This is a genomic window from Geodermatophilus sp. CPCC 206100, assembly GCF_048569675.1.
Classification (GTDB): domain Bacteria; phylum Actinomycetota; class Actinomycetes; order Mycobacteriales; family Geodermatophilaceae; genus Geodermatophilus.
Genome location: NZ_JAQISV010000017.1, coordinates 65084 through 88919, shown reverse-complemented (window position 1 = coordinate 88919; position 23836 = coordinate 65084). Strand labels below are relative to the sequence as shown.

The following is a 23836-nucleotide window of genomic DNA, read 5'->3' as shown; positions in this document are numbered from 1 at the left end:
AATTCGGAACACCCTCGGCCGCCATGGCCGCCGTGTCGACCGGACCACCCGCCACGCCGCCGGACCGGCCGACCCCGGCCCCACGTCCACGGGTGGCCGGGATGCTGCCATGCCTCTGCGCAACGGCGGGGACACTCACCGGATCCACGTCGTGCCGAGCGTTCAGGATCTGCACTGCCATCATCAAGATTTTTCCCAGGTCGCCCCCCGTTGGCACCCCCTCGGGGCGAGTGCTGAACCCGTCGCAGCGGACGCGAGCCACCCTCTGCTCACTCCTGGTAGTACCGCCTGCTCGTTGTGAATGACGCCGAGAGCGACGACGGAGGGACCACCCGCCGGGGCCGGCTCCCCAGAGCACGCCGCGCCGGCGTCGATCCCCCTCATTCCACGACCCTCCACTTCTCCGGAGAACGAGAAGTGAGGTCCACCATGCTTGACTCGCCAAGGACTTGGTGATCGCATTCCGCCCACGTCGGAGCAGGGGCGAGACGATGTGCGACCCGCCATCCGAGCCCTCGGCATCGACGTCCGCGTGACCCGTTCCTGACGCGCAGTGACAAGACCAGAACAGAACACGTCCACCGCAGGTGAAATGCACGGGAAGACCGGGCGCCAGCGACTCGCTGGCCGGTCTCCAGCCGACAGTGCACGGGGGTTTGCGTCGTGTCTCATCAACTCGACGGCGGAGCGACGGCGTCGATGGCGCGCTCCACCGGCGCACGCAGGGCTGCTGAACTGCGGTTTCGTGACCTCACCGCCCCGGATCGCCCCGCTGCACAGCCGGCACCCGGCAGCGCCCGAGCGGACCCGGAGTCGATGTCTGCCATTCCCACACCTCCGTGCCCACGGCATCGCGCGGCGGACCGGACCACCGCACCGGCGATTGACACCGGGTCCGGACAATGGTCGGAGCGGGCCGCCGGACCGGTTGCGAATTGCGGCTCCGGAAACGCACCGGCCGCCGCTGCGAACACTTCCCTCCTCCCGTTGGTGCCATTCCGGAGCCAGCGCGCCGAACCGGTACCCGAGCGGCTCGTGTGGGCTCCTCCCATTCCTCGCACCAGGTGCGCCCGCCATTCCGTGGGGGTCCCCCGGTGAGGCGGGCGGTCGACGTGGTCGTCGGGGTCCTCGCGGCCCTGCTGCTCTCGCCGGTGCTGCTCGCCGTCGCGATCGCCATCCGCTGCGCCGACGGGCCGCCCGTCCTGTTCCGTCAGGAGCGCTGGGGTCGTGGCGGGCAGGTCTTCGTCATCTGGAAGTTCCGGACGATGCGGCCGCAGGCCCACCCAGGGCAGCCCGACTGCGAGCGCTCCCTCCCGCTGGGGCGCCTCCTGCGGGCCAGCAGCCTGGACGAGCTGCCCCAGCTCTGGAACATCATCCGCGGCGACATGAGCCTCATCGGGCCGCGGCCGTGGCCGGTGATGCCGGGCGACGAGCTGCTCTACACGCCGCGACAGTGGGGCCGCCTGGCGGTGCGGCCGGGCCTGACCGGCTGGGCGCAGGTCAACGGGCGCAACGCCCTGCCGTTCCCGGAACGGATCGAGCAGGACCTCTGGTACATCGCCCACCGCTCCCTGCTGCTCGACCTCCGCATCCTCGCGCTGACGCTCGGACGTCTCGTGCGCCCCAGCGGCATCGTCGGCTACGGGGTGGCCAACCCGGGCTTCTCCGTCGGGCTGCTCGGCGCCCCCGTCGTCGGGCTCCCGCCCGCTCCGCCTCCTGACGGGGGCCTCGCCTCCGCGGGCAACGGCCTCCGTGCCGGCGATCCCGCCGGTGGTCGGGGTGCACGCCCCGGCGGCCCGCTCGCCGCCGGCGCGGCAGACCACGAGCGTCGGGGGGCCGACCGATGAGGGTCCTGGTGACGGGGGGCGCCGGCTTCATCGGCGCCAACCTCTGCCGCGTCCTCGTGGGGGACGGCGTGGACGTCGTGGTGCTGGACGACCTGTCCACGGGCCTCGACGCCAACCTGCGGGGTGTCGACGTCGACCTGCGGATCGCCTCCGTCCTCGACAGCGCAGCGGTGGCGGATGCGTGCGAGGGCGTGTCCGCCGTCGTCCACCTGGCGGCCGTCCCCTCCGTACCGCGGTCCCTCCACGACCCCCGGCGCAGTCACGACGTCAACGTCACCGGGACCGTCGCCGTCCTGGACGCGGCACGCGGCGTGGGCGCCCACGTGGTCCTGGCGTCGTCGAGCTCCGTCTACGGGAACGGGCCCGAGCTCCCGAAGTCGGAGGACCTCCGCTGCTCCCCGGCGAGTCCCTACGCCGTCAGCAAGCTCGCCGCGGAGTCCTACGCCCTGGCCTACCAGCGCTGCTATGGCCTGCCGTGCACGGCCTTCCGCTTCTTCAACGTCTTCGGCCCCCTCCAGCCCCCGGGCCACGCCTATGCCGCGGTCGTCCCCGCCTTCGTCTCCGCCGCACTGACCGGGGCCCCCCTCGTGCTCCACGGGGACGGCGACCAGACCCGGGACTTCACCTTCGTGGACTCCGTCTCCGGGGTGCTGACCCGCTCCCTGGCCGGTCGCGTCTCCCACGACGCCCCGGTCAACCTGGCCTTCGGGACCCGGACCTCCCTCAACACCCTCATCGACGTGCTCTCCGGTCTGCTCGGCCGGCGGCTGGAGGTCGACCGCCGGCCACCGCGTCCGGGGGACGTGCGCCACTCCCAGGCCGCGGTCGGAGTGCTCACCTCCCTGTTCCCCGACCTCACGCCCGTCCCTCTCGAGGAGGGACTCCGCCGGACCATCGCCTGGATGGAGGAGAACGTGCTCGCTGCGACACCCGGAGGAACTCCGGCATGACCGTCACCGTGGCGCTTCCCGCGCCGGTCCAGAGCTCGCCGCGCAAGCTCGTCGTCGTCGGGCAGGGATACGTCGGCCTGCCCCTGGCCATCCGCGCGGTCGAGGTCGGGTTCACGGTCGTCGGCGTGGACACCGACGCCGTCCGGACCGATGCCCTCGCCCAGGGGACGTCCTACGTGGAGGACGTCGCCGCCGAGCGGCTGGCCCGTGCCCTCGACAGCGGTCGCTACCGGCCGACGACGTCCTACGACGACGTCTCCGGCTTCGACGCCGCGATCATCACCGTGCCGACCCCGCTGCGGGACTCCCTCCCGGACCTCAGCTACATCACCGCCGCCGCCGGCCAGCTCGCCGAGCACCTCACCTGCGGCGCGACGGTGGTCCTCGAGTCGACGACCTACCCGGGCACCACAGACGAGATCCTCGTCCCCCTCCTCGAGGAGGGCAGCGGCCTCGTCGCCGGCAAGGACTTCTTCGTGGGGTACAGCCCGGAGCGGATCGACCCCGGCAACCCCCGGTACGGCTTCGAGAACACACCCAAGGTCGTCTCCGGGATCGACCGGCCGTCGCTGTCGGTCGTGCAGAAGCTGTACGCCAAGCTCGTCCAGGAGACCGTGGCTGTCTCCGGGTGCCGCGAGGCCGAGCTGACCAAGCTGCTCGAGAACACCTTCCGGCACGTGAACATCGCCCTCGTCAACGAGATCGCGATGTTCGCCCGCGAGCTCGGCGTCGACGTGTGGGAGGTCATCGACGCGGCATCGAGCAAGCCGTTCGGGTTCATGCGGTTCACCCCGGGCCCGGGCGTCGGCGGTCACTGCCTCCCGGTGGACCCCACCTACCTGTCGTGGCAGGTGCGGCGCCTGCTCCGTCGCAGCTTCCGCTTCGTCGAGCTGGCCAACGACATCAACGACCACATGCCCGACCACATCGTCCTGCGCATCGCCGCCGGGCTGAACCTGCGGGGTCGGGCCGTGAACGGCAGTGAGATCATCGTGTTCGGGCTGGCGTACAAGCCCAACACCGGGGACGTGCGGGAGTCACCCGCAGTCCGCGTGGTCCAGCTGCTCGCGGACCTGGGTGCCACGGTGCAGGTCGTCGACTCCCACGTGGAGCCGCACAAGTGCCCGCCCGGCGTGAAGCTCACCGACGCTGCCGACGTGCGCCTGGACTCGGCGGACGCGGTCGTGCTGTTGACCGACCACGACGACATCGACTACCGGCCCCTGGAGCGGTCGCCCTCCTGGGTCCTCGACACCCGGCACCGGCTGGTCTCCAAGAACGTGGAGTACCTGTGACCTCCCCTCCGGTGTGCGGGAGGACGGCGGGATGACCCTGCGGGGGTGGTGCCGGGAGCTGCTGCGGCGCTGGCGGTGGCTCGCGGGGGGACTCGCCGTGGGGCTCGCCGTCGCCGGCCTCGTCACCGCCCTCACGCCCGCCCGTTACGCCGCCGGGACGACGCTGTACGTCTCGCCCGGTGTCCCCACCACGGACGCGCCGTCGGCCTACCAGGGCGGCCTGCTGTCCGAGCACCGGATGAAGTCCTACGTCGAGCTGGCCACCGGGGAGCGGCTGGCCGACGACGTCGCCGCGGAGCTGGGGCTGTCGGGCGGCGCCGACCTGGCCGGCCGGATCACCGCGGTGGCCCAGCCGGAGACGCTCGTCATGACGATCACGGCCACCGACCGGTCGCCCCAGCGGGCGGCGGACCTGGCCGACCTGGCGGCGGCCTCGTTCGGCCGGCTGGTCGAGCAGCTGGAGCAGACGCCGGGCGAACCGGGGCCGAGCCCGGTCCGGGTGCAGGTCGTCGAGGCCGCCGAGCCGCCGACCGCCCCGGTGTCCCCGGACTCCCTGGTCAACCTCGTCCTCGGGGCGCTGCTCGGCCTCCTCGCGGGCCTCGGGCTGGCGGCCCTGCGCCGGAGTCTCGACGACGCCGTGGGCTCGGCGCACGCGCTGCAGGAGCGGACCGGCGTCCCGGTGCTCGGCGTCGTGCCACTGCCGGCAGAGCCGCGGCCGGGCCGTGCGGCGGCAGCCGCCCCGGCCCGGCTGGAGGCCCTGCGGCGGCTGCGCGCCGCGCTGCACCACAGCACCCCCGGAGCCGACCGCGCGGTCCTCGTGGTGACCGGTCCCCGGCCCGATGAGGGGCGCACGACCCTGGTGTGCGACCTGGCCGACGCGATCGCGGCCGGCGGGAGCCGCGTCCTCGTCGTGGACACCGACCTGCGCCGGCCCACGGTGGCCGAGTACCTCGGCACGGAGCCACGACCGGGCCTGGTCGACCTGCTGGCGGGCGGGAGCCGGCTCGCCGAGGCGATCCGTCCCGGGCGGCCCGGGTCGTTCGACGTGCTGACCGGCGTCCCGGTCCCCGGCAACAGCACCGAGGTCGTCGGGTCCCAGCAGCTGGTCGACCTGCTGGAGGAACTGCGGCAGCGGTACGAGGTCGTCCTGCTCGACTCCCCGCCGCTGCTCGAGGCCGCCGACGGCTCGGAGCTCGCGGCGGTCGCCGACGGCGTACTCCTCGTCTGCCGCGCCGGCAGGACGACGTACCCGCAGGTCGAGGAGTCCCTCGACGCGCTGGACGCGGTGTCCGCGCGGGTCCTCGGCGTGGTGCTCACCGTCGACCCGACCCGCGCCCGGCGTCCGGGGGCCCGGCCGGGCAGGCGCGCCGCGGCCCACCCGGAGCCCGACGGCACGCCGCTTCTCGCGGGCAGCCTCCGGCGGGCGCGACGTCCCCGCCCGGCCGGCTCCGGAGCGGGGCCGGACGACCGAGCCGGGTCCCCGGCGCCGGCCCCGGTCCGGCTCACCGCCCCCCGCGCCGGCGAGCACGCATCGCCGGGCAGCGCCAACCACCACGGCCCCGTCCCGGAGAGGTGAGCGTGCGATGACCGACCTCGACGCGAGGGGCGCGGCGCCCTCCCGGTCCGGCCCTGCCCCCGCCCCCCCGGCTCCGGGCACCGACGCGGTCCCGGGTCCGCCGAGGATCCTCCTCGCCGTCACCGACCCCTTCTGTGCGGTGTTCTTCCGCGGGCAGCTCGCCGCGCTGGCCGCCGCCGGGGCCGAGGTCACGCTGGTCACCTCCCCGGGCGAGCGGGCTCGCGCCATCGCCGCGGAGGAGGGGGCCCGCTACTGCCCGGTCCCCATGGTGCGCGAGATGGCACCGCTGGCGGACCTGCGGGCTCTCCTCACCCTCGTCCGGCTGCTCCGGCGGCTGCGTCCCGACGTCGTCTGCGCCGGGACACCCAAGGCCGCCCTCCTCGTCCTCGCGGCCGCGGCGGCCGTCCGGGTGCCCGACCGGCTGTTCGTCCTGCACGGGTTGCGGAGCACGACGCTGTCGGGCCTCAAGCGCGCCGTGGTGCGCGCCGCCGAGCGGACGTCGGCCCGGCTGGCGACCGACGTCCTCTGCGTGAGCAGCAGCCTCCGCGACGAGGCGGCCGCCGAGGGGCTCGTCCAGGCGGACCGGGCCCGGGTGGTCGGGTCGGGCTCGTGCAACGGGGTGGACCTCGAGCGCTTCCGCACCGGGCCCCTGCAGGTGGCGGCGGCGCGGCGCTTCCGCCGCGGTCTCGGGTGCGGCCCGGAGGAGACGCTGATCGGGTTCGTCGGCCGGCTGACGAAGGAGAAGGGGCTGCTCGAGCTCGCCGAAGCGTGGCAGCTGGTGAGGGACGGCCGCACCCGGCTGGTCCTCATCGGTCCCGACGAGAGCGGGCCGGACTGCGAACCGGCGCTGCGGCTGCTCCGGCGCGACCCCCGTGTCCGCTTCACCGGGGCGATCGACGACATGCCCGCCGCGTTCGCCGCCATGGACCTGCTCGTGCTGCCGACCTGGCGCGAGGGCTTCGGCAACGTCCTCATCGAGGCGGCCGCGATGTCGCGTCCCGTCATCGCGTCGCGGGTGACCGGCTGCGTGGACGCCGTGGCGGACGGCGTGACCGGCACGCTGGTGCCGCCGCGCGACGCCGTGGCACTGGCCGACGCGATCCAGGAGTACCTCGACCGGCCCGACGTCCGGACGGCGCACGGGACGGCCGGGCGACGCCGGGTCGAGGTGCTGTTCGACAGCCGCCGGGTCTGGCAGGAGCACCTCGAGCTCTACGACGCCCTGCTCCGGCGCCGTGGCCGGCCGGCCCTGCTCCCGTCGGACGACCGGTCCCTGCCGCGACCGGCGCCCCGGCGGCCGGTCCGGCCCCCGGTCACCGCATGAGGGACAGCGCAGCCGTGGCCGATGCCGGCCGACGGTCCCCCCGGGAGGTCCCGGAGTCCGGGGACGACCGGAGCGTCAGCTGGGTCCTGGGCGCGGTGCTCGTCCTCGGCACGACCGCCGTCGCCGCCCTCATGGTCCCGGACCTGCGGCACTGGTTCCTGGTGCCGGTCACGGCGTGCGGCCTGCTCGTGGCCCCCGACGCCGTGGACTGGGTGCGCGGTCGCCTGGACGTCTTCGACCCGCAGGCGCTCACCGGGCTGGTCGGCGTGCACTTCTTCTTCGTCACCCCCCTCCTGCACGTCGGCTTCGACTACTGGGCCAAGTACGTGGACGGATCCGCCGACTGGCGCACCGCGCTGGGCCGGATGGCGCTGGTCAACCTGCTCGGGCTGACGGTGTACCGCGCCGTCCTCGCGCCCCGGCCGACGCGGGCGCACCCGCCGCTGCCCTCGACGGACGTGCGACGGCTCGGCCGGCTGTCGGCCGCGGTGGCCGTCCTCGGCGCCCTGTCCTTCGCGCTGCTCGTCGCGAGGATGGGCGGGCCGGCCGCCTACGTCGAGGCGATGGCCGACGACCGCTCGCAGCTCCAGGGGCTCGGACCGGCACTGCTGGTGTCGACCGCCTTCCCGATCGCCCTGCTCGTGCTCGCCCTCGTCCGTCTCCGGGACCGACTCCGGAGGCGACCGGCAGCCGTCGTGCTCGTCCTGGTCCCGTACGCGCTGCTGGAGTTGCTCGTCGGCGGGCTGGGCGGCAGCCGGTCCCACACCGTCTGGTGCCTGGTCGTCGGCGTGGGTCTGTGCCACTTCCTCGTCGCGCCGGTCCGCCGCCGGACCCTGGTGGTCCTCACGGTGGCGCTGGTCGGCTTCCTGTACCTCTACGGCTTCTACAAGGCGGCGGGGAGCGACGCGCTGGAGGCCATCGGCGAGGGGGCGTCCCTGTCGGAGCTGTCGTCGGACACCGGCCGCGACATGCGGTCGGTCCTCCTCGGCGACCTCGGGCGCGCCGACGTCCAGGCCCTGCTGCTGGAGCGGCAGCAGGAGGGCCGCGCGCCGGTGGCCCACGGCGCCACCTACCTCGGCGACCTGACGTTCCTCGTCCCGGACTCCCTCGGGCTGGGACGCATCCCGGACAAGATCGACGTGGGCACGGACATGCTGTACGGCAGCGGCAGCCACCGGCCGGACTTCGCGTCGAGCTACGTCTACGGGCTGGGCGGGGAGGCGGTCCTCAACTTCGGCGCGGCGGGCGCGGTCCTCGCGTTCCTGCCGTTCGCGCTCGTCGTCCGTGGTGCGTCGTCCTACTACCGCCGGTGCCTGACCTCGCCGCACGCACCGGGCGCGGCGCTGGTCGCACCGGGGCTGTCCCTGGCCGCGGCGCTGGCCCTGACCAGCGACCTGGACAACGTCACCTGGTTCCTCCTCAACTACGTCGCCGTGTTCGCCCTCCTCGCCCTCGGGTCGCGGGTCCGGGCGCGGGCCGGGGAGACCCCGCCCGCGGAACGCGCCGCTCCCGGGCGGGCCGGCTGAGGTGCCCGCCGTGGGGATCGCACCGACCCGTCGTCGCCGGTCGGGAGAGGAGACCGGACGGCCGACCCTGAGCCTGTTCGTCGAGGCCCGCTTCGCCCGGGACGAGACCGGGGGGTGGGGGGCGATGGACCCGACCAGCGGCGCGGGCACGTGGCGGCGGTACGCCCGGGGTGGCGTGGCGCTCCGGTTGGTGGCCCGTGCGAAGCGCCGCACGGAGCCGGGCCTGGCCGCGCTCGACGGGACGGCCACCGTCGCGCCGCTCCCCTACTACCTGGGGCTCCGGGGACTGGTGCCGGCGCTCCCCCGCCTCGCCGCGGCGATCACCGGCGAGGTGGCGCGGGCCGAGGTCGTCCTCCTCCGCCTGCCCGGGGTGGTCCCCCTGCTCGCCGCCGCGGCCTGCCGCCTCCTGCGGCGCACCTACAGCGTCGAGGTGGTCGGCGACCCCGTGGCCGTCCTGACCTCGGGGGCGCTGGGCCGGCCGGGCCGGGCGCTGGCACCCCTCGCCCGCTGGCAGATGCGCACCGCGGTCGGCGGCGCCGCCGCCGCCCTCTACGTGACCGGGTCGACGTTGCAGTGCAGCTATCCGCACCGCGCCGGGGCCGTCGCGGTGAGCGTGTCCGGCGCCCGTCTGGGCGACGACGCCTTCCGGGACGGCGGCCGGCGGTGGCAGCCGGGCCCCGTCCGGATCCTCACCATCGGCAGCCAGGAGCTGCCGTACAAGGGGCACGACGTGCTGCTCCGGGCGCTCCACCGCATGCGGGTCGACGGCGTCGACGCCCGGGCGGTCATCGTGGGCGGCGGGCGCACCCACGCGCAGCTGGTGGACCTCGCCGAGTCGCTCGGCGTCGGCGACGCGGTGGTCTTCACCGGTGCGGTGCACGACCGCAGCCGGCTGCTGGAGCTGCTCGACGAGGCGTCGCTGTTCGCCCTGCCGTCCCTGACCGAGGGGCTGCCGCGGGCGCTGCTCGAGGCCATGGCGCGGGCGCTGCCCGCCGTGGGCAGCGACGTGGGCGGAATCCCGGAACTGCTGGACGGGCGGTGGCTGGTGCCGGCGGGGGACCCCTCCGCCCTGGCGGGCGCGATGACGGCGCTGGCCGCCGACCGGTCCGAGTGGGAGGCGCAGTCCCTCCGCAACCTCCGGACCGCCCGCCGCTACTCCTCCGACGTCCTCGACGCCCGCTTCACCGAGTGGCTGGGGGCGCTGCCCCGGGCCCGCGGAGAGGCCGGACGGTGACCGTGGACCGCCTGCGGTCCGCCGCGGGGACGGGAACGCGGGCGCCCGTCCGCAGCATCGTCACGATGTCGGCGCTCAACGTCGCCCAGACCGCGTGCAACGCCATGATCGCGCTGTTGACGACCGTGGCCCTGGGACCTGCCGACCGCGGCGTGATGGTCGTCGGCATCACGGTGGGCAGCTTCCTGAGCTTCATCGGCGGCCTCGGCACCGGGCCGGCGCTGCGGTCGCGTGCCCCGTCGGCGGACGGCGAGCATCGCCTCGCCCTGCTCTCGGCCTACACCTGGTGGTCGGTGGCGGGCGCGGTCCTCGCCCCCGCCCTGGCCGTGGCCGCGTCGGCGGCCTCCGCGCCCGCCATCGACGCCGGCCTCGCCGATCCCGGCTTCCTGCTCGCCCTGGCGGTGTACACGTCGACCCAGCTCCTCATGAACCAGTTCGTCGAGGCCTGGTACGCCGACGGGCACTACAACCGGGCCGTCGGGTCGGCCGCTGCCACGGGCGCGGCGAGCCTGGCCGCGGTCCTGGTGGGCCTCGCCGTCGAGCGCACCCCCGGCGCCCTGCTCCTGGCCCAGAGCCTCGGCGCGGCCGTGGCGTGCGGCGTCGTCGGGACCCGGCTGCACGCGGCCGGCCTGCTCGATCTGCGCCGTCCCCGCCTGCACCTGCTGCCGGAACTGCTGCGGGTCGGGACGCCGGCTCTGGGCGTCAACGCCGGGTTGGCCGTCGTGCTCCGTGCCGACCGCTACCTGCTGGGGCTGGCCAGCGGGCCGGCCGCCGTGGGCGTCTACTCCCTGGCCGCCACCCTGGGCGAGGTCGTCCGCGTCGTGCCGATCGCTGCCGGCCAGGTGCTGCAGCGGGAGACCGCCGTCGACCGCCGCGGCGGCGGCGCTGCCCGGCTGCTGCGCACCGCGCTCGTCATCACGGCCGCCGGTGCGCTCGTCGGTGGGATCGCCGCCTGGTGGCTCATCCCGCCGGTGTTCGGGCCCGAGTTCACCGGCGCCCGTGACCTGCTGGTGGTCCTGCTGGTGGCCGAGGTCTGCTTCGTCCCCTACGCCCTGGCCAGTCGCGGCCTGCTCGGCGGGGGGTGGACCGGCACGGCGGGGAGCCTGGGGATGGCCGGCGCGATCTGCGCCGTCGCCTGCTACGCGGTGGCCACCCGCACGGGCGGCGCCGCCGGGGCGGCCGTCGCCTCCCTGCTCGTCTACGGGGGGCTGTCCGCCGCGTCGTGGGCGCTCCTGCGCCGGCGGCTGCGGACCGGCCGGGACCCGGTGCGGGCCGGCGGCCCGGCACGCCGGGACCGGGCGCTGCTGCGGTCCGCTCCGCGCGAGGACGGGAGGAGCTGAGGTGTCCCGGCGCGAGCACGGCCCGGTCCGCGTCCTGCACATCGTCGGGAGCATGGACCGCGGCGGCGTGGAGACCTGGCTCATGGAGGTCTTCGGCCACGTCGACCGGTCGCGGCTGGCGATGGACGTGCTCGTCCACACCGCCGCGCCCGGGGCGTACGACGACGAGGCCCGACGCCTGGGGGTCTCGATCATCCCGTGCGCACCGTCCTCCCGGCCGGCGCGGTTCGCCCGCCGGTTCCTCAGGACGGTGCGGAGCGGTCGCTACGACGTCGTGCACAGCCACGTCCACCACTTCTCGGCCTATCCCCTCGGGCTGGCCCGGCTCGCCGGGGTGCCGGTGCGGATCGCGCACAGTCACGCCGACACCTCGTCCGTGCAGGCCACCGCGGGCCTCGTGCGGCGGATCTACTTCGCGACGGCGGGCCGCCTCTTGGACCTCGTGGCCACCGACCGTCTCGGCGCCAGCGTCCCGGCGGGCCGGGCCCTGTTCGGGCCCCGCTGGCCGGACCGGCCGCGGGACCGCCTCGTGCACTACGGCTTCGACTTCCGCCGCTTCGACGCCCCCCTCGACGCGGCCGCGGTGCGCCGCGACCTGGGGCTGGCGCCGGACGCCTTCGTGGTCGGCCACGTGGGACGGTTCGACGAGGGCAAGAACCAGACGTTCCTCCTCGACGTCGTCGCCAGGGTCGCCCGGTGCGACCCTCGCACCGTCCTCCTCCTCGTCGGGGAGGGGCCCCTGCGGGGCGACGTCGAGCGGCAGGCCCGGGAGCGCGGGCTGGCCGATCGCGTGGTGTTCGCCGGCACGCGGGCCGACGTCCCCGCCGTCATGCGGGCGGCGATGGACGTCTTCGTCCTGCCCTCCCTGCACGAGGGGCTCGGCATCGTCGGCCTGGAGGCACAGGCGGCGGGGCTGCCGTGCGTCCTCTCCGACGCGGTGCCCCGCGAGGTCACCGTGGTGCCGGAGCTGACCCGGTTCCTGCCGCTGCAGGGGGCCGCCGACTGGGTCGACGCGGTCCTGGAGGCGCGCACCGCAGACCGGCGTTCGCGGGTCCCGGAGCTCATGGCGAGCTCCTTCGCCGTCCAGGCCTGCCTCGACTCCCTCGGCGAGGTCTACCGCCGCCGTCCGGGCGCGGTCGCCCGGACCACCGTGAGCACCGACGGGGCGCCGTCCTGGCGTCGCCGTCGACCGTCGACAGCACCAGGGGAAGGAACAGCGGGATGACACACGAGAAGGTCCTGGTGACCGGGGGAGCCGGGTTCGTCGGCTCACACCTGTGCGAGGCGCTGCTGAGGGAGGGCCGGTCGGTGACCGTCATCGACGACCTCTCCACCGGTCGCTGGGCCAACATCGACCACCTCAAGCGGGATCCGCACTTCCGCGTGATCATGGCGTCGGCCACCGAGCGCGCGCTGGTCACCGAGGAGGTGGCCCGCCACGACCTCGTCTACCACCTCGCGAGCGCGGTCGGCGTGAAACTGATCATCGAGCAACCGGTCCGGACCGTGGAGACGATCTTCCACGGCACCGACGTCGTGCTGAACGCGTGCGCGCGCTACCACCGGCCCGTGCTCATCACCTCGACCAGCGAGGTGTACGGCAAGTCCGAGCGCATCCCCTTCCGCGAGGACGCCGACGTCGTGATGGGCCCGACGTCCAAGCGGCGCTGGGCGTACGCCTGCGCCAAGGCGCTCGACGAGTTCCTCGCCCTCGCGCACCACTACCAGTCCCACCTGCCGGTCTACATCGTGCGGCTGTTCAACACGGTGGGACCCCGCCAGACCGGCCAGTACGGGATGGTGGTTCCCTCGTTCGTGCGGCAGGCCCTGTCCGACCGGCCGCTCACCGTCTACGGCGACGGCACGCAACGGCGCTGCTTCTGCTCGGTGCACGACGTCGTGGACGGCCTGCTCCGGCTGCCGGCCAACGAGGCCGCTGCCGGCCAGGTGGTGAACCTCGGCACGCAGGAGGAGATCTCGATCCTCGGGCTGGCCGAGCGGGTCATCGACCTGTGCGGGTCGCGTTCGACGATCGACTTCGTGCCGTACGAGGAGGCCTACGGGGCCGGCTTCGACGACATGATGCGCCGGGTCCCCGACACCCGCCGGGCCGCCGAGCTGATCGGGTGGGACCCCGCCTGGCGGCTGGACGACATCATCCAGGAGATCGCCGGCCTCGCCGACCGTCCCGCTCCCCTGCTCGCCGACGTGGTCCGGGGCTGAGCGTGTGCGGCTTCTGCGGCATCCTCGCGCCGGGGCCGCCCGCTGAGCTCCGGAGCCGGGTCACGACGATGACCGCGTCCCTGGCCCACCGCGGGCCCGATGCCGACGGGCTCTACGTCGGCGAGGGCATCGCGCTGGGCCACCGGCGGCTGAGCGTCATCGACCTCACCGCCGCCGGGGCCCAGCCGATGACCGACGACGCGACCGGCGTGTGCGTGGCCTACAACGGCGAGGTCTACAACTTCCGAGAGCTGCGGCGGGAGCTGTCGGCCGCAGGCGTGGGCTTCGCCGGGACCTCCGACACGGAGGTCCTGCTGCGCGCGTACACGCGCTGGGGGCTGGACGGCCTCCGCCGCCTCGAGGGGATCTTCGGCTTCGCCCTGTGGGATCCCGCCCGCCGGCGCCTGGTGCTGATGCGGGACCGGCTCGGGGTCAAGCCGCTCTTCTACGCCCGGTCCGGGGAGACCCTGGCGTTCGGCTCGGAGATCAAGGCGTTGTGGCGGGCCGGCGTGGACGCCGACGTCGACCGGCAGGCGCTGCGCGAGTACCTGTGGTTCGGCAACGCCTACGAGGACCGCACGATCTACCGGTCCGTGCGCTCCCTGCCGCCCGGCCACTGGCTCCTCGCCGAGGACGGCAGGACGCGCATCGAGCCGTACTGGCGGCTGGAGGACTGGCTGACGCCCGGCCCGCCGCCGGACGAGCGGGAGGCTGCGGCACAGGTGCGGCACGCCGTCGACACGGCCGTCGCCCGCCAGCTCGTGGCCGACGTCCCCGTGGGCGTCTTCCTCAGCGGCGGCATCGACTCGTCCTCGATCGCGGCCTCCGCCGCGCACGCCTCGGGACGCCGGCTGTCCAGCTACTCGGTCGGCTTCGACTTCACCGACCACGCCGACGAGCTGCCGGCGGCCCGCCGCCTGGCGGCCGACCTCGGCCTGGACCACCACGAGCTGCACGTCTCCGCCGCGCACCTCGGCGACGTCCTGGAGCGGCTGGCCGACGCCCACGACGAGCCGTTCGCCGATGCCGCCAACATCCCCCTCTTCCTGCTCGCCGACGAGCTCGGGGGTGCCGTGAAGGTCGTCCTGCAGGGCGACGGTGGCGACGAGGTGTTCGGTGGCTACCGGCGCTACTCCCTGCTCCGGCACGCTCGTCCGTGGCGGGCCTGGCCACGGCTCCTCACCCCCGCCCTGAGGGCGGCCGGGCCCACCGGGCGGCGCGCGGCACGCGTCGCGGACGCGCTGGGCCGCGCCGACCCCGCGGAGCGCATGGCGCTGCTCCTGACCCTGGAGACCGGGGACGCGCCGCCGGAGGACGTGCTGACCGTGGACGCCCGCCGCCTGCTGGTGGAGGGGACCGACCCCTTCCTGGCCTACCGGCACGCTGCCGACCGGTTCGCGGGAGCCGACCCGGTGCAGCGGATGCTGCTCACCGACCTCACCCTGCAGCTGCCCTCGCAGTTCCTCCCGAAGGTGGACCGGGCCACCATGGCGCACGGCCTGGAGGCCCGGGTCCCGCTCCTGGACGAGGGGGTCGCCGGGCTCGCCGTGGGCCTGCCCTCCGGCTACAAGGTGCGCGGCCGGGAGAAGAAGGTCGTGCTCCGTGACGCCATGCGCGGCCGTGTCCCCGACGCGGTCCTCGACGCGCCCAAGCGGGGCTTCGGGGTGCCGTTCGACCGGTGGCTGCAGCACCAGCTGCACGCGCCGGCGCGGGCTGCGGTGCTGGCCCAGCCGGTGCTGGACACCTTCGGCCTCGATCGGCGGGTGGTCGCCGCCTGCTTCGAGCAGCACCGGACCGGTGAACGGGACCGCGGGCCGCTGCTCTGGAAGCTGTACCAGCTCGCCCTCTGGCACCACAGCCGGCCGCGGGCGGCGGTGCCTCAGGAGGTGAGCAGGTAGTCGCCGGTCAGGTCGGGGACGGCGATGGCGTCGACGGCGCCGCCGGACCGGTCCCGGCACGAGGCGTCCTCGGGGCAGGGCACCACGACCGTCCGCCCGGTCGCGTTGACGACCACGACGCCGTTCTCCGTCGTCCGGCTGTACAGGGCCGCACCGCGGCCGCCCTCGCGCCGTACCTCCATGGTGGAGGTGGCGCGGCCGATCGCCGCCTTCATGGCCTGGTACTCCTCCGGCGGCAGCTCCATGAACCCGGGGCCCTGCGGCGCCCAGGCGGTGTCCGCGCCCGAGAGCAGCAGGTAGGCCACGAGACCCGACCGCAGGTCGCTCTCGTAGGTCGGTGCGGCGGGGTCGAGCAGCGACCGCATCAGCACGACGCCGCCGTCCGCCGCGAAGTCGGACACAGCCCTCCAGTGGTCGAGCAGCAGCTGCCGTCCGTCGGGTGACAGGCCGTCCCGGACCGCCGCGAACAGCTCTTCGATCACCAGCCCGTCGACATCGGCGAGGTCCTGTCGGAACGCGGCCCAGCTGTCCGGGCTCCCGGCGTTCACCATCACGCGCAGCCCGGGCCGCATCTCGTGGAGTCGCGCGAAGAAGTGCCGGTACATGGCGTGCAGCGCGGCCGATCCGTGGGGGAAGGGACGGTCCATGATCGGCCCGGCGTCCATCGGGACCCACGTGCCCGCGTCGTCGAGGACTCCGTAGAGGTGCTGGTTGATGGTGATCTGGTCCAGCCCCAGCCACTGGTTGGGATGCGGGCCCGGCAGGTCCGCGGGGCGACCGTCGGCCGTGTGGTAGCGGTGGAACACGATGGGCTCGACGTAGTTGTCCAGGACCCACCTGGTGTACCGGTCGTCGGCGAGGTTGACGGCCTGCTCCCAGTCGTCGGGGTCGGGAACCCGGGGCGGTTCACCGGGCGCGGGGAAGCCGAGGCTCCAGTTCAGGTACACCGGCCGGGACACGCCCTGGTAGGTGGCGGTCAGCCGCAGCGGTGGCCGCCCGGCAGCGACCTCGCGCTGCTCGTACTCGATGAAGGCGCGGTAGGGGAACCAGGGCCACTGCGACTCGCCACTGGGACGGATGACGGTGGCCATGCCGTGGGCGACCTTGACCGCGGCGTCGGACATCTGTGCCCAGTGGACCGAGTGCGGGTCGTTGAGGGAGATGCCGAGGAACGCGTTCTCCCCGTCGGCCGCGCTGGCGAACAGGGTCCCCCGGTCGTTCGGCAGCACGGGACGGCTGGGGGCGGGTTCCGCGGCGGACTCGACCCGCTCGGCAGGGGAACAGGCCAGCACGGACGCGGCCCAGACACCGGCCGAGACGATCGCGAGCAGGCGACGTCCTCGGGTCATCGACACCTCCGGTGCCCGGCGCCGGGCGACTAGGTGCGGCGGCGGAGGCCGCGCAGGGTCCGGACGGCGACCAGCAGCTCGGCCAGCTCCTGCCGGTCCCCCGAGGCGATGTCGACCAGCTGCGCGGCCGCCCGCTGCTGGGCGCTGTCCCAGCCGCCGACCCAGCCGGCCACCAGGTCGTCGGCGTCCCCGGTCTCGCCCGTCCGCCCGGCGAGCACCTCCGCGGTGAGGGCGGCCTGCTCGCCGGCCAGGTCGTCACGCAGGCTGGCCCGGGCCATGGACGGCCACCGGCGGTCCCGGGGCAGCGCGATCACCAGCTCGCGCAGCGGGACCAGCGCGAGCCGCTCGGCCAGGCACTGCTGCACCCGCCCGGCGAGCTCGATGGGAGCCCCGGTGCGCTCGGTGACCACGGTGAGGTCGAGCGCCACCGGCAGCAGCGGGGCGGCGGCGACCTCGGCGGCCAGGTCCGCCGGCACGCCGGCCTGCTCCAGCCGGGCGGCGCGCTCGGCGTAGGCGGCGGCCTCGGCACCGAGCAGCCACGACGGCAGCCCGGCCCGCACGGCGGCCACCGAGGCGGCGAACCGGTCCGTCACGTCGGCCAGGGCGACGCCCCGCTCGGCGGCCAGCTCCGGGAGCCCGAGCAGCCAGCGCGTCGCCCGCTCGGCCAGCCGGGTGGCCTCGGTGCGCAGCTCCACCTGGGTGGCGGCCGACACCTGGTTGTCCAGCGGCCGGACGGCGTCCCAGAGCCGGTCGACCGCGAAGACCGCGCGGGCCACGGCGTGCGCCCGCACCACCCCGGGGAGGGGCACGCCGGTCTCCTCGGCCAGCCGGAACAGCCCGGTGACCCCGGCGACGTTGACCGCGCGGTTGGTGAGCGCGGTCGCGACGATCTCCCGCCGCAGCGGGTGCCCGGTCACCGCGGCCGGGAAGCGCCGGCGCAGCTCCGTGGGGAAGTAGTCGACCAGCAGCGACTCCAGCGCCGGGTCGTCGGGCAGGTCGGAGGCGAGGACGGCGTCGCCGGTCTCCAGCTTCGAGTAGGCCAGCAGCACCGAGAGCTCCGGGCTGGTCAGCGCGGAGCCGTCGCGGCGCCGCTCGGTGATCGCGCGGTCGTCGGGCAGGGCCTCCACGCCGCGCACCAGGCGGCCGGAGCGCTCCAGCGCCCGCAAGTGGCGCTGGTGGGCGTCGAGCAGGCTGCGGGCGGAGGTGACCTCGACCGCGAGCACCGCGTTCTGCGCGTGGTTGTCGGTGAGGACGGCGGCCGCCACCTCCTCGGTCATCGCGCCCAACAGCTCGGCCCGCCCCTCGGCGTCCAGCGCGCCGCTCTCGACCACCCGGTCCAGCGCGATCTTGATGTTGACCTCGTGGTCGGAGGTGTCCACGCCCGCGGAGTTGTCGATCGCGTCGGTGTTCACCCGCCCGCCGGACAGCGCGTACTCCACCCGCCCGCGCTGGGTGAGGCCGAGGTTGCCGCCCTCCCCCACCACGCGCACCCGCAGGTCCCGGCCGTCCACCCGGACGGCGTCGTTGGCCTTGTCCCCCGCGTCGAGGCTGCTCTCGGTGGAGGCCTTCACGTAGGTGCCGATGCCGCCGTTGAACAGCAGGTCGACCGGGGCCAGCAGGATCGCGCGGATGAGCTCCACCGGAGACAGCGAGGACACCTCGGCGGGCAGCCCCAGCGCCGTCCGCACCGGCTCGCTCACCGGGATCGACTTCGCCGTCCGCGGCCACACCCCGCCGCCGGGGCTGAGGAGCGTGGGGTCGTAGTCCGCCCAGGAGGACCGCAGCAGCGCGAACAGCCGGCGCCGCTCGGCGAACGACGTCGCCGCGTCCGGGGTGGGGTCGACGAAGACGTGCCGGTGGTCGAAGGCCGCGACCAGCCGGATGTGCTCCGACAGCAGCATGCCGTTGCCGAAGACGTCGCCGGACATGTCGCCGACGCCGACGACCGTGAAGTCCTGGCGCTGCACGTCGAGGTCGAGCTCGCGGAAGTGGCGGGTCACCGACTCCCAGGCGCCGCGGGCGGTGATGCCCATGGCCTTGTGGTCGTAGCCGACCGACCCGCCCGAGGCGAAGGCGTCGCCCAGCCAGAACCCGCGCTCCAGGGAGACGGCGTTGGCCAGGTCGGAGAAGGTGGCGGTGCCCTTGTCGGCGGCGACGACGAGGTAGGTGTCGTCGCCGTCGTGGCGGACGACGCGCTCGGGCGGGACCACGCGGCCGTCGACGAGGTCGTCGGTCAGGGAGAGCAGGGCGCCGATGAACAGCCGGTAGCAGGCCTGGCCCTCGGCGAGCCAGGCGTCGCGGCCGGCGCTCTCGGGCGGCGGCCTCCGGACGACGAACCCGCCCTTGGCGCCGGTCGGCACGATGACGGTGTTCTTCACCATCTGCGCCTTGACCAGGCCCAGGACCTCGGTGCGGAGGTCCTCGTGCCGGTCGGACCAGCGCAGCCCGCCGCGGGCGACCGCACCGAAGCGCAAGTGCACCCCCGCGACCCGCGGCGAGCTGACCCACACCTCGCGGTCCGGACGGGGCTCGGGCAGGTCGGGCACCGCCGCCGGGCGCAGCTTGAGCGCCAGCGGGCCCAGAGCCGCTCCCCGGGAGACGTAGTAGGTGGTCCGCTGGGTCGCCGTGACGGCGGTGAGCAGCGCGGTGAGCACGCGGTCGGCGTCCAACGACTCGACCTGGCCGATCGCCTCCCGCAGCGAGCGCACCAGCTCCTCCTGCCGGGCGGCCCGGCCCCGCTCGCGGTCCGGGGAGAAGCGCGTCTCGAACAGCGCCACCAGGCGGGCGACGACGTCGGGGTGGCCGGCCAGCGTCGTCTCCACGTAGCGCTGGCCGAACGGCAGCCCGGCCTGGCGCAGCCACTGCACGTAGGCCCGGACGACGGCCACCTGCCGCCAGTTCAGCCCGGCCAGCAGCACCAGCGCGCCCAGGCCGTCGTCCTCGGCGTCCCCTCGCCACACCGCCGACAGCGCGTCGGTGAACCGCTCGGGCAGCGAGCCGGGGAAGGGCAGCTCGCCGGCCGGGGAGGTGAGCCCGAAGTCGTAGATCCAGGCCAGCGGGGCGCCGATCCGGTCGATCTCGTAGGGCCGCTCGTCGATGACGTCGACGCCCATGTGCTGCAGCATCGGCAGCACGTCGGACAGCAGCAGCCGCTGCCCGACGCGGTAGACCGCCAGCCGGGGCTCCGCCGTGGAGCCGGCCGCCGGCCGGCGCAGCACGAGGCCGAGCTCGCCCTCGGCCAGGGCGTCGAGCCGCTCGAGGTCTTCGACGGCGACCGCGGCGGCGAAGTCGGCCTGGTAGGCCGTGGGGAACGCGTCCGCGACCCGGGCCAGCCGTCGCTCGGCGTCGGGCCCGTAGCGAGCGGTGAGCGCGTCGGCGAGGTCGTCGGTCCAGCTGCGGGCGACCGCGGCGAGGGCGCTCTGCAGCGCGGCGACGTCGACGTCGGGCAGCTCGGTCCGGCCGCGACGCCGGACCGGGGGCCGGACGACGAAGTGCAGCCGGGCCAGGACCGACTCGGTGATCCGCGCGGTGTACTCGATGCTCGTGCCGCCCAGCCGTTCCAGCAGCTGCTGCTGGATCGCCAGGCGCACCTCGGTGGTGTACCGGTCGCGCGGCAGGTAGACGATCGCCGACCAGAACCGATCGGCCGGGTCCCGGCGCAGGAACAGCCGGGTCTGGCGACGCTCCTGCAGCTGCAGCACCGCCAGCGCGACCGGCAGCAGCTCGTCGGTGCCGACCTGGAACAGCTCGTCGCGCGGATAGGTCTCCAGGATGTCGAGCAGCTGCTTGCCGGTGTGGCTGTCGGCCGGCACCCCGGAGCGCGTCACCACCTCGGCCACCCGCCGGCGGACCAGCGGGACGTCGCGGACCCCGTGCGCGTAGGCCGGGTTGGGGAACAGGCCGACCAGCCGGTGCTGGCGGGCCGGCCCGCCGCCGCCGTCGTCGCCGTCGCCGTCGCCGTCATCGTCGCCGCCGCCGGGCAGGGTGACCGACACCAGGTCCAGCCACGCCCGGCGGTGCACCGTCGAGCGGCCGTCGGCCTTGGTGACCCCCAGCAGCGACCGGCCGAGCGCACCCTCCGGCGCGGTGGTGGTGCCCGTGTCGCTGCGCAGCACGCCGAGGCCGCTGCCCGGCCGCGCGCGGACCGTCGTCCGCCCGCGGGCCGCGGTCAGCTCGACGTCGCGGGCCCCCAGGAAGACGAAGTTGTCGTCGGCCAGCCAGCGCAGCAGCGCGGCGGCCTCCGCGGGGTCGTCGGCCGGGTCGCCACCGTCGCGCGGGGGCAGCTGCTCGAGCTGCTCCGCCAGCTCCAGCGCGCGGGCGCGCATCCGGCCGGCGTCCTCGTCGACGGCGCGCACGTCGGCGAGCACCGTGCGCAGCCCGGCCACCAGGTCGCCGGCGGCCTCGTCGTCCAGCGGCCCGTCGAGGACCACCGCCATCCAGGACTCGGCGAGGGCGTCGACGCCGCAGGCGCCCGGCTCGGCGCTGTCGCAGAAGGCGCGGATCCGGCCGGTGACGTCGCGGCGCACCACGACGACCGGGTGGACGACGTGCTGCAGCCGGAACCCCTGGCGGACGACCTCGGCGGTGACCGAGTCGACCAGGAAGGGCATGTCGTCGGTGACCACGAGGACCATCGAGCGGGGGCCGGCCCCGTCCCGGCCGGGCAGCGCGCGGACCTCGACGGTGGCCGAGCCCTGCGGGCGCACCTCGGCCAGCCGCAGGTGGCTCAGGGCGAGCGCGGCGAGGTCGGCCGGGTCCTGCTCGAGGACCTCGGCGGCCGGCTCGCTCCAGTAGTAGCGCTGCAGCAGGGCGGGGACGTCGGTGGGGGTGCAGCCGGGGGGCAGCCCGTCGCCGGAGTCGAGGGCGGCGCGCGCGGCCTGCTCCAGCAGCCGGCGCTTGTCGTCGCGGGCCGCCTCGAAGGCGGCGATCTCGCTCGCGGGGACCGGGGTGGGGTCCGCCGCGGGGCCGGGCTCCGGGGTCGCCGGGGCCGGTCGGGTGGTGCTGGTCATGCCGACTGACGCTAGTAGAAGGACCCCCTTCCCCCCACCGCTCGCAGGCTCGCGGCGGGTCCCTGAAGGGGGCCGGCGGTCAGCGCTTCTCCGTCAGCTGGTCGGCGATCCACCCGCCGATGGCCAGCAGCAGCCCGCCCAGGATCGCGGTGCCGACGCCGTCGACCTGCAGCCGGTCGGTGAGGGCGGCGGTGATCCCGAGCAGCGCCGCGTTGACGACGAGCAGGAACAGGCCCAGCGTGAGCAGCACGAACGGCAGCGAGAGCAGCCGCAGGATCGGCCCGACGATCGCGTTGACGAGCGCGAAGATCAGCGCGATCCACAGCCAGGTGCCCAGCTCCCCCAGCGGCCCGTCGGGGTTGGGGACGACCTCGACGCCGTTCAGCAGGTAGGCCACGCCGTAGAAGACGCCGGCCATGAGCACGACCTTGAGCGCGAACCTGATCACGCCGCCACGCTATCGGCCGTTCCTGTCGATGAGCTGCGTGTCGGGCCGTCTCGGCCTCTCTAGCCGTACACCTAGAGAGCCGCAGACGACCCTGACGAGCGCAGGGGCGGGGCGCCGCGGCGGGATCCCGCCCGGATGGGGGCAGGATCGGAGCCGTGACGCGCCGGCCGGTCCTGGTCTACGACGGCGACTGCGGCTTCTGCACGCGCACCGCCGGGTTCGCCCGCCGGCTGCTCGGTGCCGACGCCGAGGTCGTGGCCTGGCAGGCGGCCGACCTGGCCGGGCTCGGCGTGACCGCGGCCCGGGCGCGGCACGAGGTCCTGTGGGTCCCCCGCCCGGGCGCCGCGCTGGGCGGAGCCCGCGCGGTCGCGGCCGCCCTCCGCGCGGCCGGGGGCTGGTGGGCCCTGCTCGGCGGGGTCCTGGCCCTGCCGCCGGTCAGCTGGCTGGCCGCCGGCTGCTACCGCGTCGTGGCGGCCAACCGCACGCGGCTGCCCGGAGGAACGCCCGCGTGCGCCGTCCCGCCGGCGGACGGCGGCTCCCCCGACACGCGCTAAGTCGTTCTACCCGCGTCTAGGGCACCGGCTAGACGAGGCCATACGGTGCTCGACATGGACCCCGTCCGGAACCCGTACGCGCCCGGCGCCGGGCAGCGCCCGCCCGAGCTGGCCGGCCGCGACACCGAGCTGTCGGCCTTCGACGTCGTCCTCGAGCGGATCGCGCACGGCCGGCCGGAGCGCTCCCTCGTGCTCACCGGCCTGCGCGGGGTGGGCAAGACGGTCCTGCTCAACCAACTGCGGTCGGCGGCGATCAGCCGCGGCTGGGGCACCGGGAAGATCGAAGCGCGGCCGGACCAGTCGCTGCGCCGGCCGGTCTCCTCCGCGCTGCACATGGCCCTGCGCGAGCTGCGCCACCCGGACCAGGAGTCGATGGACGCCGTCCTCGGCGTGCTCAAGGCGTTCGCGCTGCGCGGGGTGGGCGGGGACGGAGCCGCGGCCAAGGTGCGCGACCGGTGGCAGCCGGGCATCGACGTCCTCGCGGCCACCGGACGGGCCGACTCCGGCGACATGGAGATCGACCTGGTCGAGCTGCTCAGCGACGCGGCCGGGCTGGCCGCCGACGTCGGGAAGGGCGTCGCGCTGTTCATCGACGAGATGCAGGACGTGCAGTCCGACGACGTGTCGGCCATCTGCGCCGCCTGCCACGAGCTCTCGCAGCAGGGCGCGCCGCTGATCGTCGTCGGCGCGGGCCTCCCCCACCTGCCCGCGGTGCTGTCGGCGTCCAAGAGCTACTCCGAGCGGCTGTTCCGCTACCTGCGCATCGACCGGCTGGACCGGGCCGCCGCCGACCGCGCCCTGCTCGCGCCGGCCGAGCGCGAGGACGTCACCTTCGAGCCGGGGGCCCTGGACGCGCTCTACGCCGCCGCCGACGGTTACCCGTACTTCGTGCAGGCCTACGGCAAGGTCACCTGGGACGTCGCCGCCGCCTCCCCCGTCACCGCGGCCGACGTCGCGATGGCCGCGCCGGTGGCCGAGGCCGAGCTCGCGGTGGGTTTCTTCGGCTCGCGCTACGACCGTGCCACCCCCGCCGAGCGCGAGTACATGCACGCGATGGCGGAGCTGGGCGGGCCGGGCGGGCACGCCGTCGCGACGTCGGAGGTCGCCGTCTCGCTGGGCCGCAAGCCGGCGTCCCTCTCCCCCGCTCGGGACTCGCTGATCAAGAAGGGCCTCGTCTACTCCGCCGAGCGCGGTCAGATCGCCTTCACCGTCCCGCACTTCGGCCGCTACCTGCTGTCGCACCCCGACCAGGCATAGGAAGCG

At 75.0% G+C, this 23836-nt stretch carries 16 protein-coding genes; 13 read left to right on the top strand and 3 right to left on the bottom strand.

The features are described from left to right. Window positions 1-1094 precede the first annotated feature (1094 nt). From PGN05_RS10275 to asnB, 11 genes are read left to right on the top strand one after another with little or no spacing between them, the layout of a single operon-like run. Entirely contained in the window at window positions 1095-1847 is a 753-nt protein-coding gene (locus tag PGN05_RS10275) for a sugar transferase (protein ID WP_419752437.1), read from the top strand. Between the two features lie 8 nt (window positions 1848-1855). Continuing rightward, window positions 1856-2797 (top strand): NAD-dependent epimerase/dehydratase family protein, encoded by a 942-nt coding sequence (locus PGN05_RS10270; RefSeq protein WP_419752436.1) that lies wholly within the window; start codon window positions 1856-1858, stop codon window positions 2795-2797. After that, complete coding sequence (locus PGN05_RS10265; RefSeq protein ID WP_419752435.1) at window positions 2794-4092, top strand: nucleotide sugar dehydrogenase; 1299 nt, start codon at window positions 2794-2796, stop codon at window positions 4090-4092. Before PGN05_RS10270 ends, PGN05_RS10265 begins: the two co-directional genes overlap by 4 nt. 31 nt (window positions 4093-4123) lie before the next feature. Beyond that, entirely contained in the window at window positions 4124-5668 is a 1545-nt protein-coding gene (locus PGN05_RS10260; RefSeq protein ID WP_419752434.1) for an AAA family ATPase, read from the top strand. A gap of 7 nt (window positions 5669-5675) precedes the next feature. Further along, window positions 5676-6992, top strand: coding sequence for a glycosyltransferase (locus tag PGN05_RS10255; protein ID WP_419752433.1), 1317 nt, complete (start codon window positions 5676-5678; stop codon window positions 6990-6992). Next, a complete protein-coding gene (locus tag PGN05_RS10250; RefSeq protein ID WP_419752432.1) occupies window positions 6989-8518 on the top strand; it encodes a hypothetical protein in 1530 nt (509 codons plus the stop codon). The genes PGN05_RS10255 and PGN05_RS10250 overlap by 4 nt, the downstream gene beginning before the upstream one ends. 10 nt (window positions 8519-8528) lie before the next feature. Continuing rightward, the gene (locus PGN05_RS10245; protein WP_419752431.1) at window positions 8529-9752 is read left to right on the top strand and encodes a glycosyltransferase family 4 protein; all 1224 of its coding nucleotides are present in this window, start codon (window positions 8529-8531) and stop codon (window positions 9750-9752) included. Then, entirely contained in the window at window positions 9749-11092 is a 1344-nt protein-coding gene (locus PGN05_RS10240) for a lipopolysaccharide biosynthesis protein (protein WP_419752430.1), read from the top strand. Before PGN05_RS10245 ends, PGN05_RS10240 begins: the two co-directional genes overlap by 4 nt. A gap of 1 nt (window position 11093) precedes the next feature. Then, window positions 11094-12317 (top strand): glycosyltransferase, encoded by a 1224-nt coding sequence (locus PGN05_RS10235; RefSeq protein WP_419752429.1) that lies wholly within the window; start codon window positions 11094-11096, stop codon window positions 12315-12317. Beyond that, entirely contained in the window at window positions 12314-13315 is a 1002-nt protein-coding gene (locus PGN05_RS10230; RefSeq protein ID WP_419752428.1) for an NAD-dependent epimerase/dehydratase family protein, read from the top strand. Before PGN05_RS10235 ends, PGN05_RS10230 begins: the two co-directional genes overlap by 4 nt. After that, window positions 13219-15213, top strand: a complete 1995-nt coding sequence (asnB, locus tag PGN05_RS10225; RefSeq protein ID WP_419752427.1) for an asparagine synthase (glutamine-hydrolyzing) — start codon at window positions 13219-13221, stop codon at window positions 15211-15213. The genes PGN05_RS10230 and asnB overlap by 97 nt, the downstream gene beginning before the upstream one ends. Here asnB and PGN05_RS10220 read toward each other — a convergent pair. The 3 genes from PGN05_RS10220 to PGN05_RS10210 all read right to left on the bottom strand — a co-directional run bounded on the left by PGN05_RS10220 (window position 15195) and on the right by PGN05_RS10210 (window position 22019). Next, window positions 15195-16562 (bottom strand): hypothetical protein, encoded by a 1368-nt coding sequence (locus PGN05_RS10220; protein WP_419752426.1) that lies wholly within the window; start codon window positions 16560-16562, stop codon window positions 15195-15197. The genes asnB and PGN05_RS10220 overlap by 19 nt on opposite strands. Before the next feature lie 29 nt (window positions 16563-16591). Next, on the bottom strand, window positions 16592-21571 hold the full coding sequence (locus PGN05_RS10215) for an NAD-glutamate dehydrogenase (RefSeq protein ID WP_419752425.1): 4980 nt from the start codon (window positions 21569-21571) through the stop codon (window positions 16592-16594). A gap of 79 nt (window positions 21572-21650) precedes the next feature. Next, window positions 21651-22019 (bottom strand): phage holin family protein, encoded by a 369-nt coding sequence (locus PGN05_RS10210; RefSeq protein WP_419752424.1) that lies wholly within the window; start codon window positions 22017-22019, stop codon window positions 21651-21653. 155 nt (window positions 22020-22174) lie between these two features. Here PGN05_RS10210 and PGN05_RS10205 point away from each other — a divergent pair, with 155 nt between their 5' ends. Further along, entirely contained in the window at window positions 22175-22573 is a 399-nt protein-coding gene (locus PGN05_RS10205; RefSeq protein WP_419752423.1) for a thiol-disulfide oxidoreductase DCC family protein, read from the top strand. Window positions 22574-22627: 54 nt separating this feature from the next. Next, window positions 22628-23830, top strand: coding sequence for an AAA family ATPase (locus tag PGN05_RS10200; protein WP_419752422.1), 1203 nt, complete (start codon window positions 22628-22630; stop codon window positions 23828-23830). The last annotated feature ends 6 nt before the right edge of the window (window positions 23831-23836 follow it).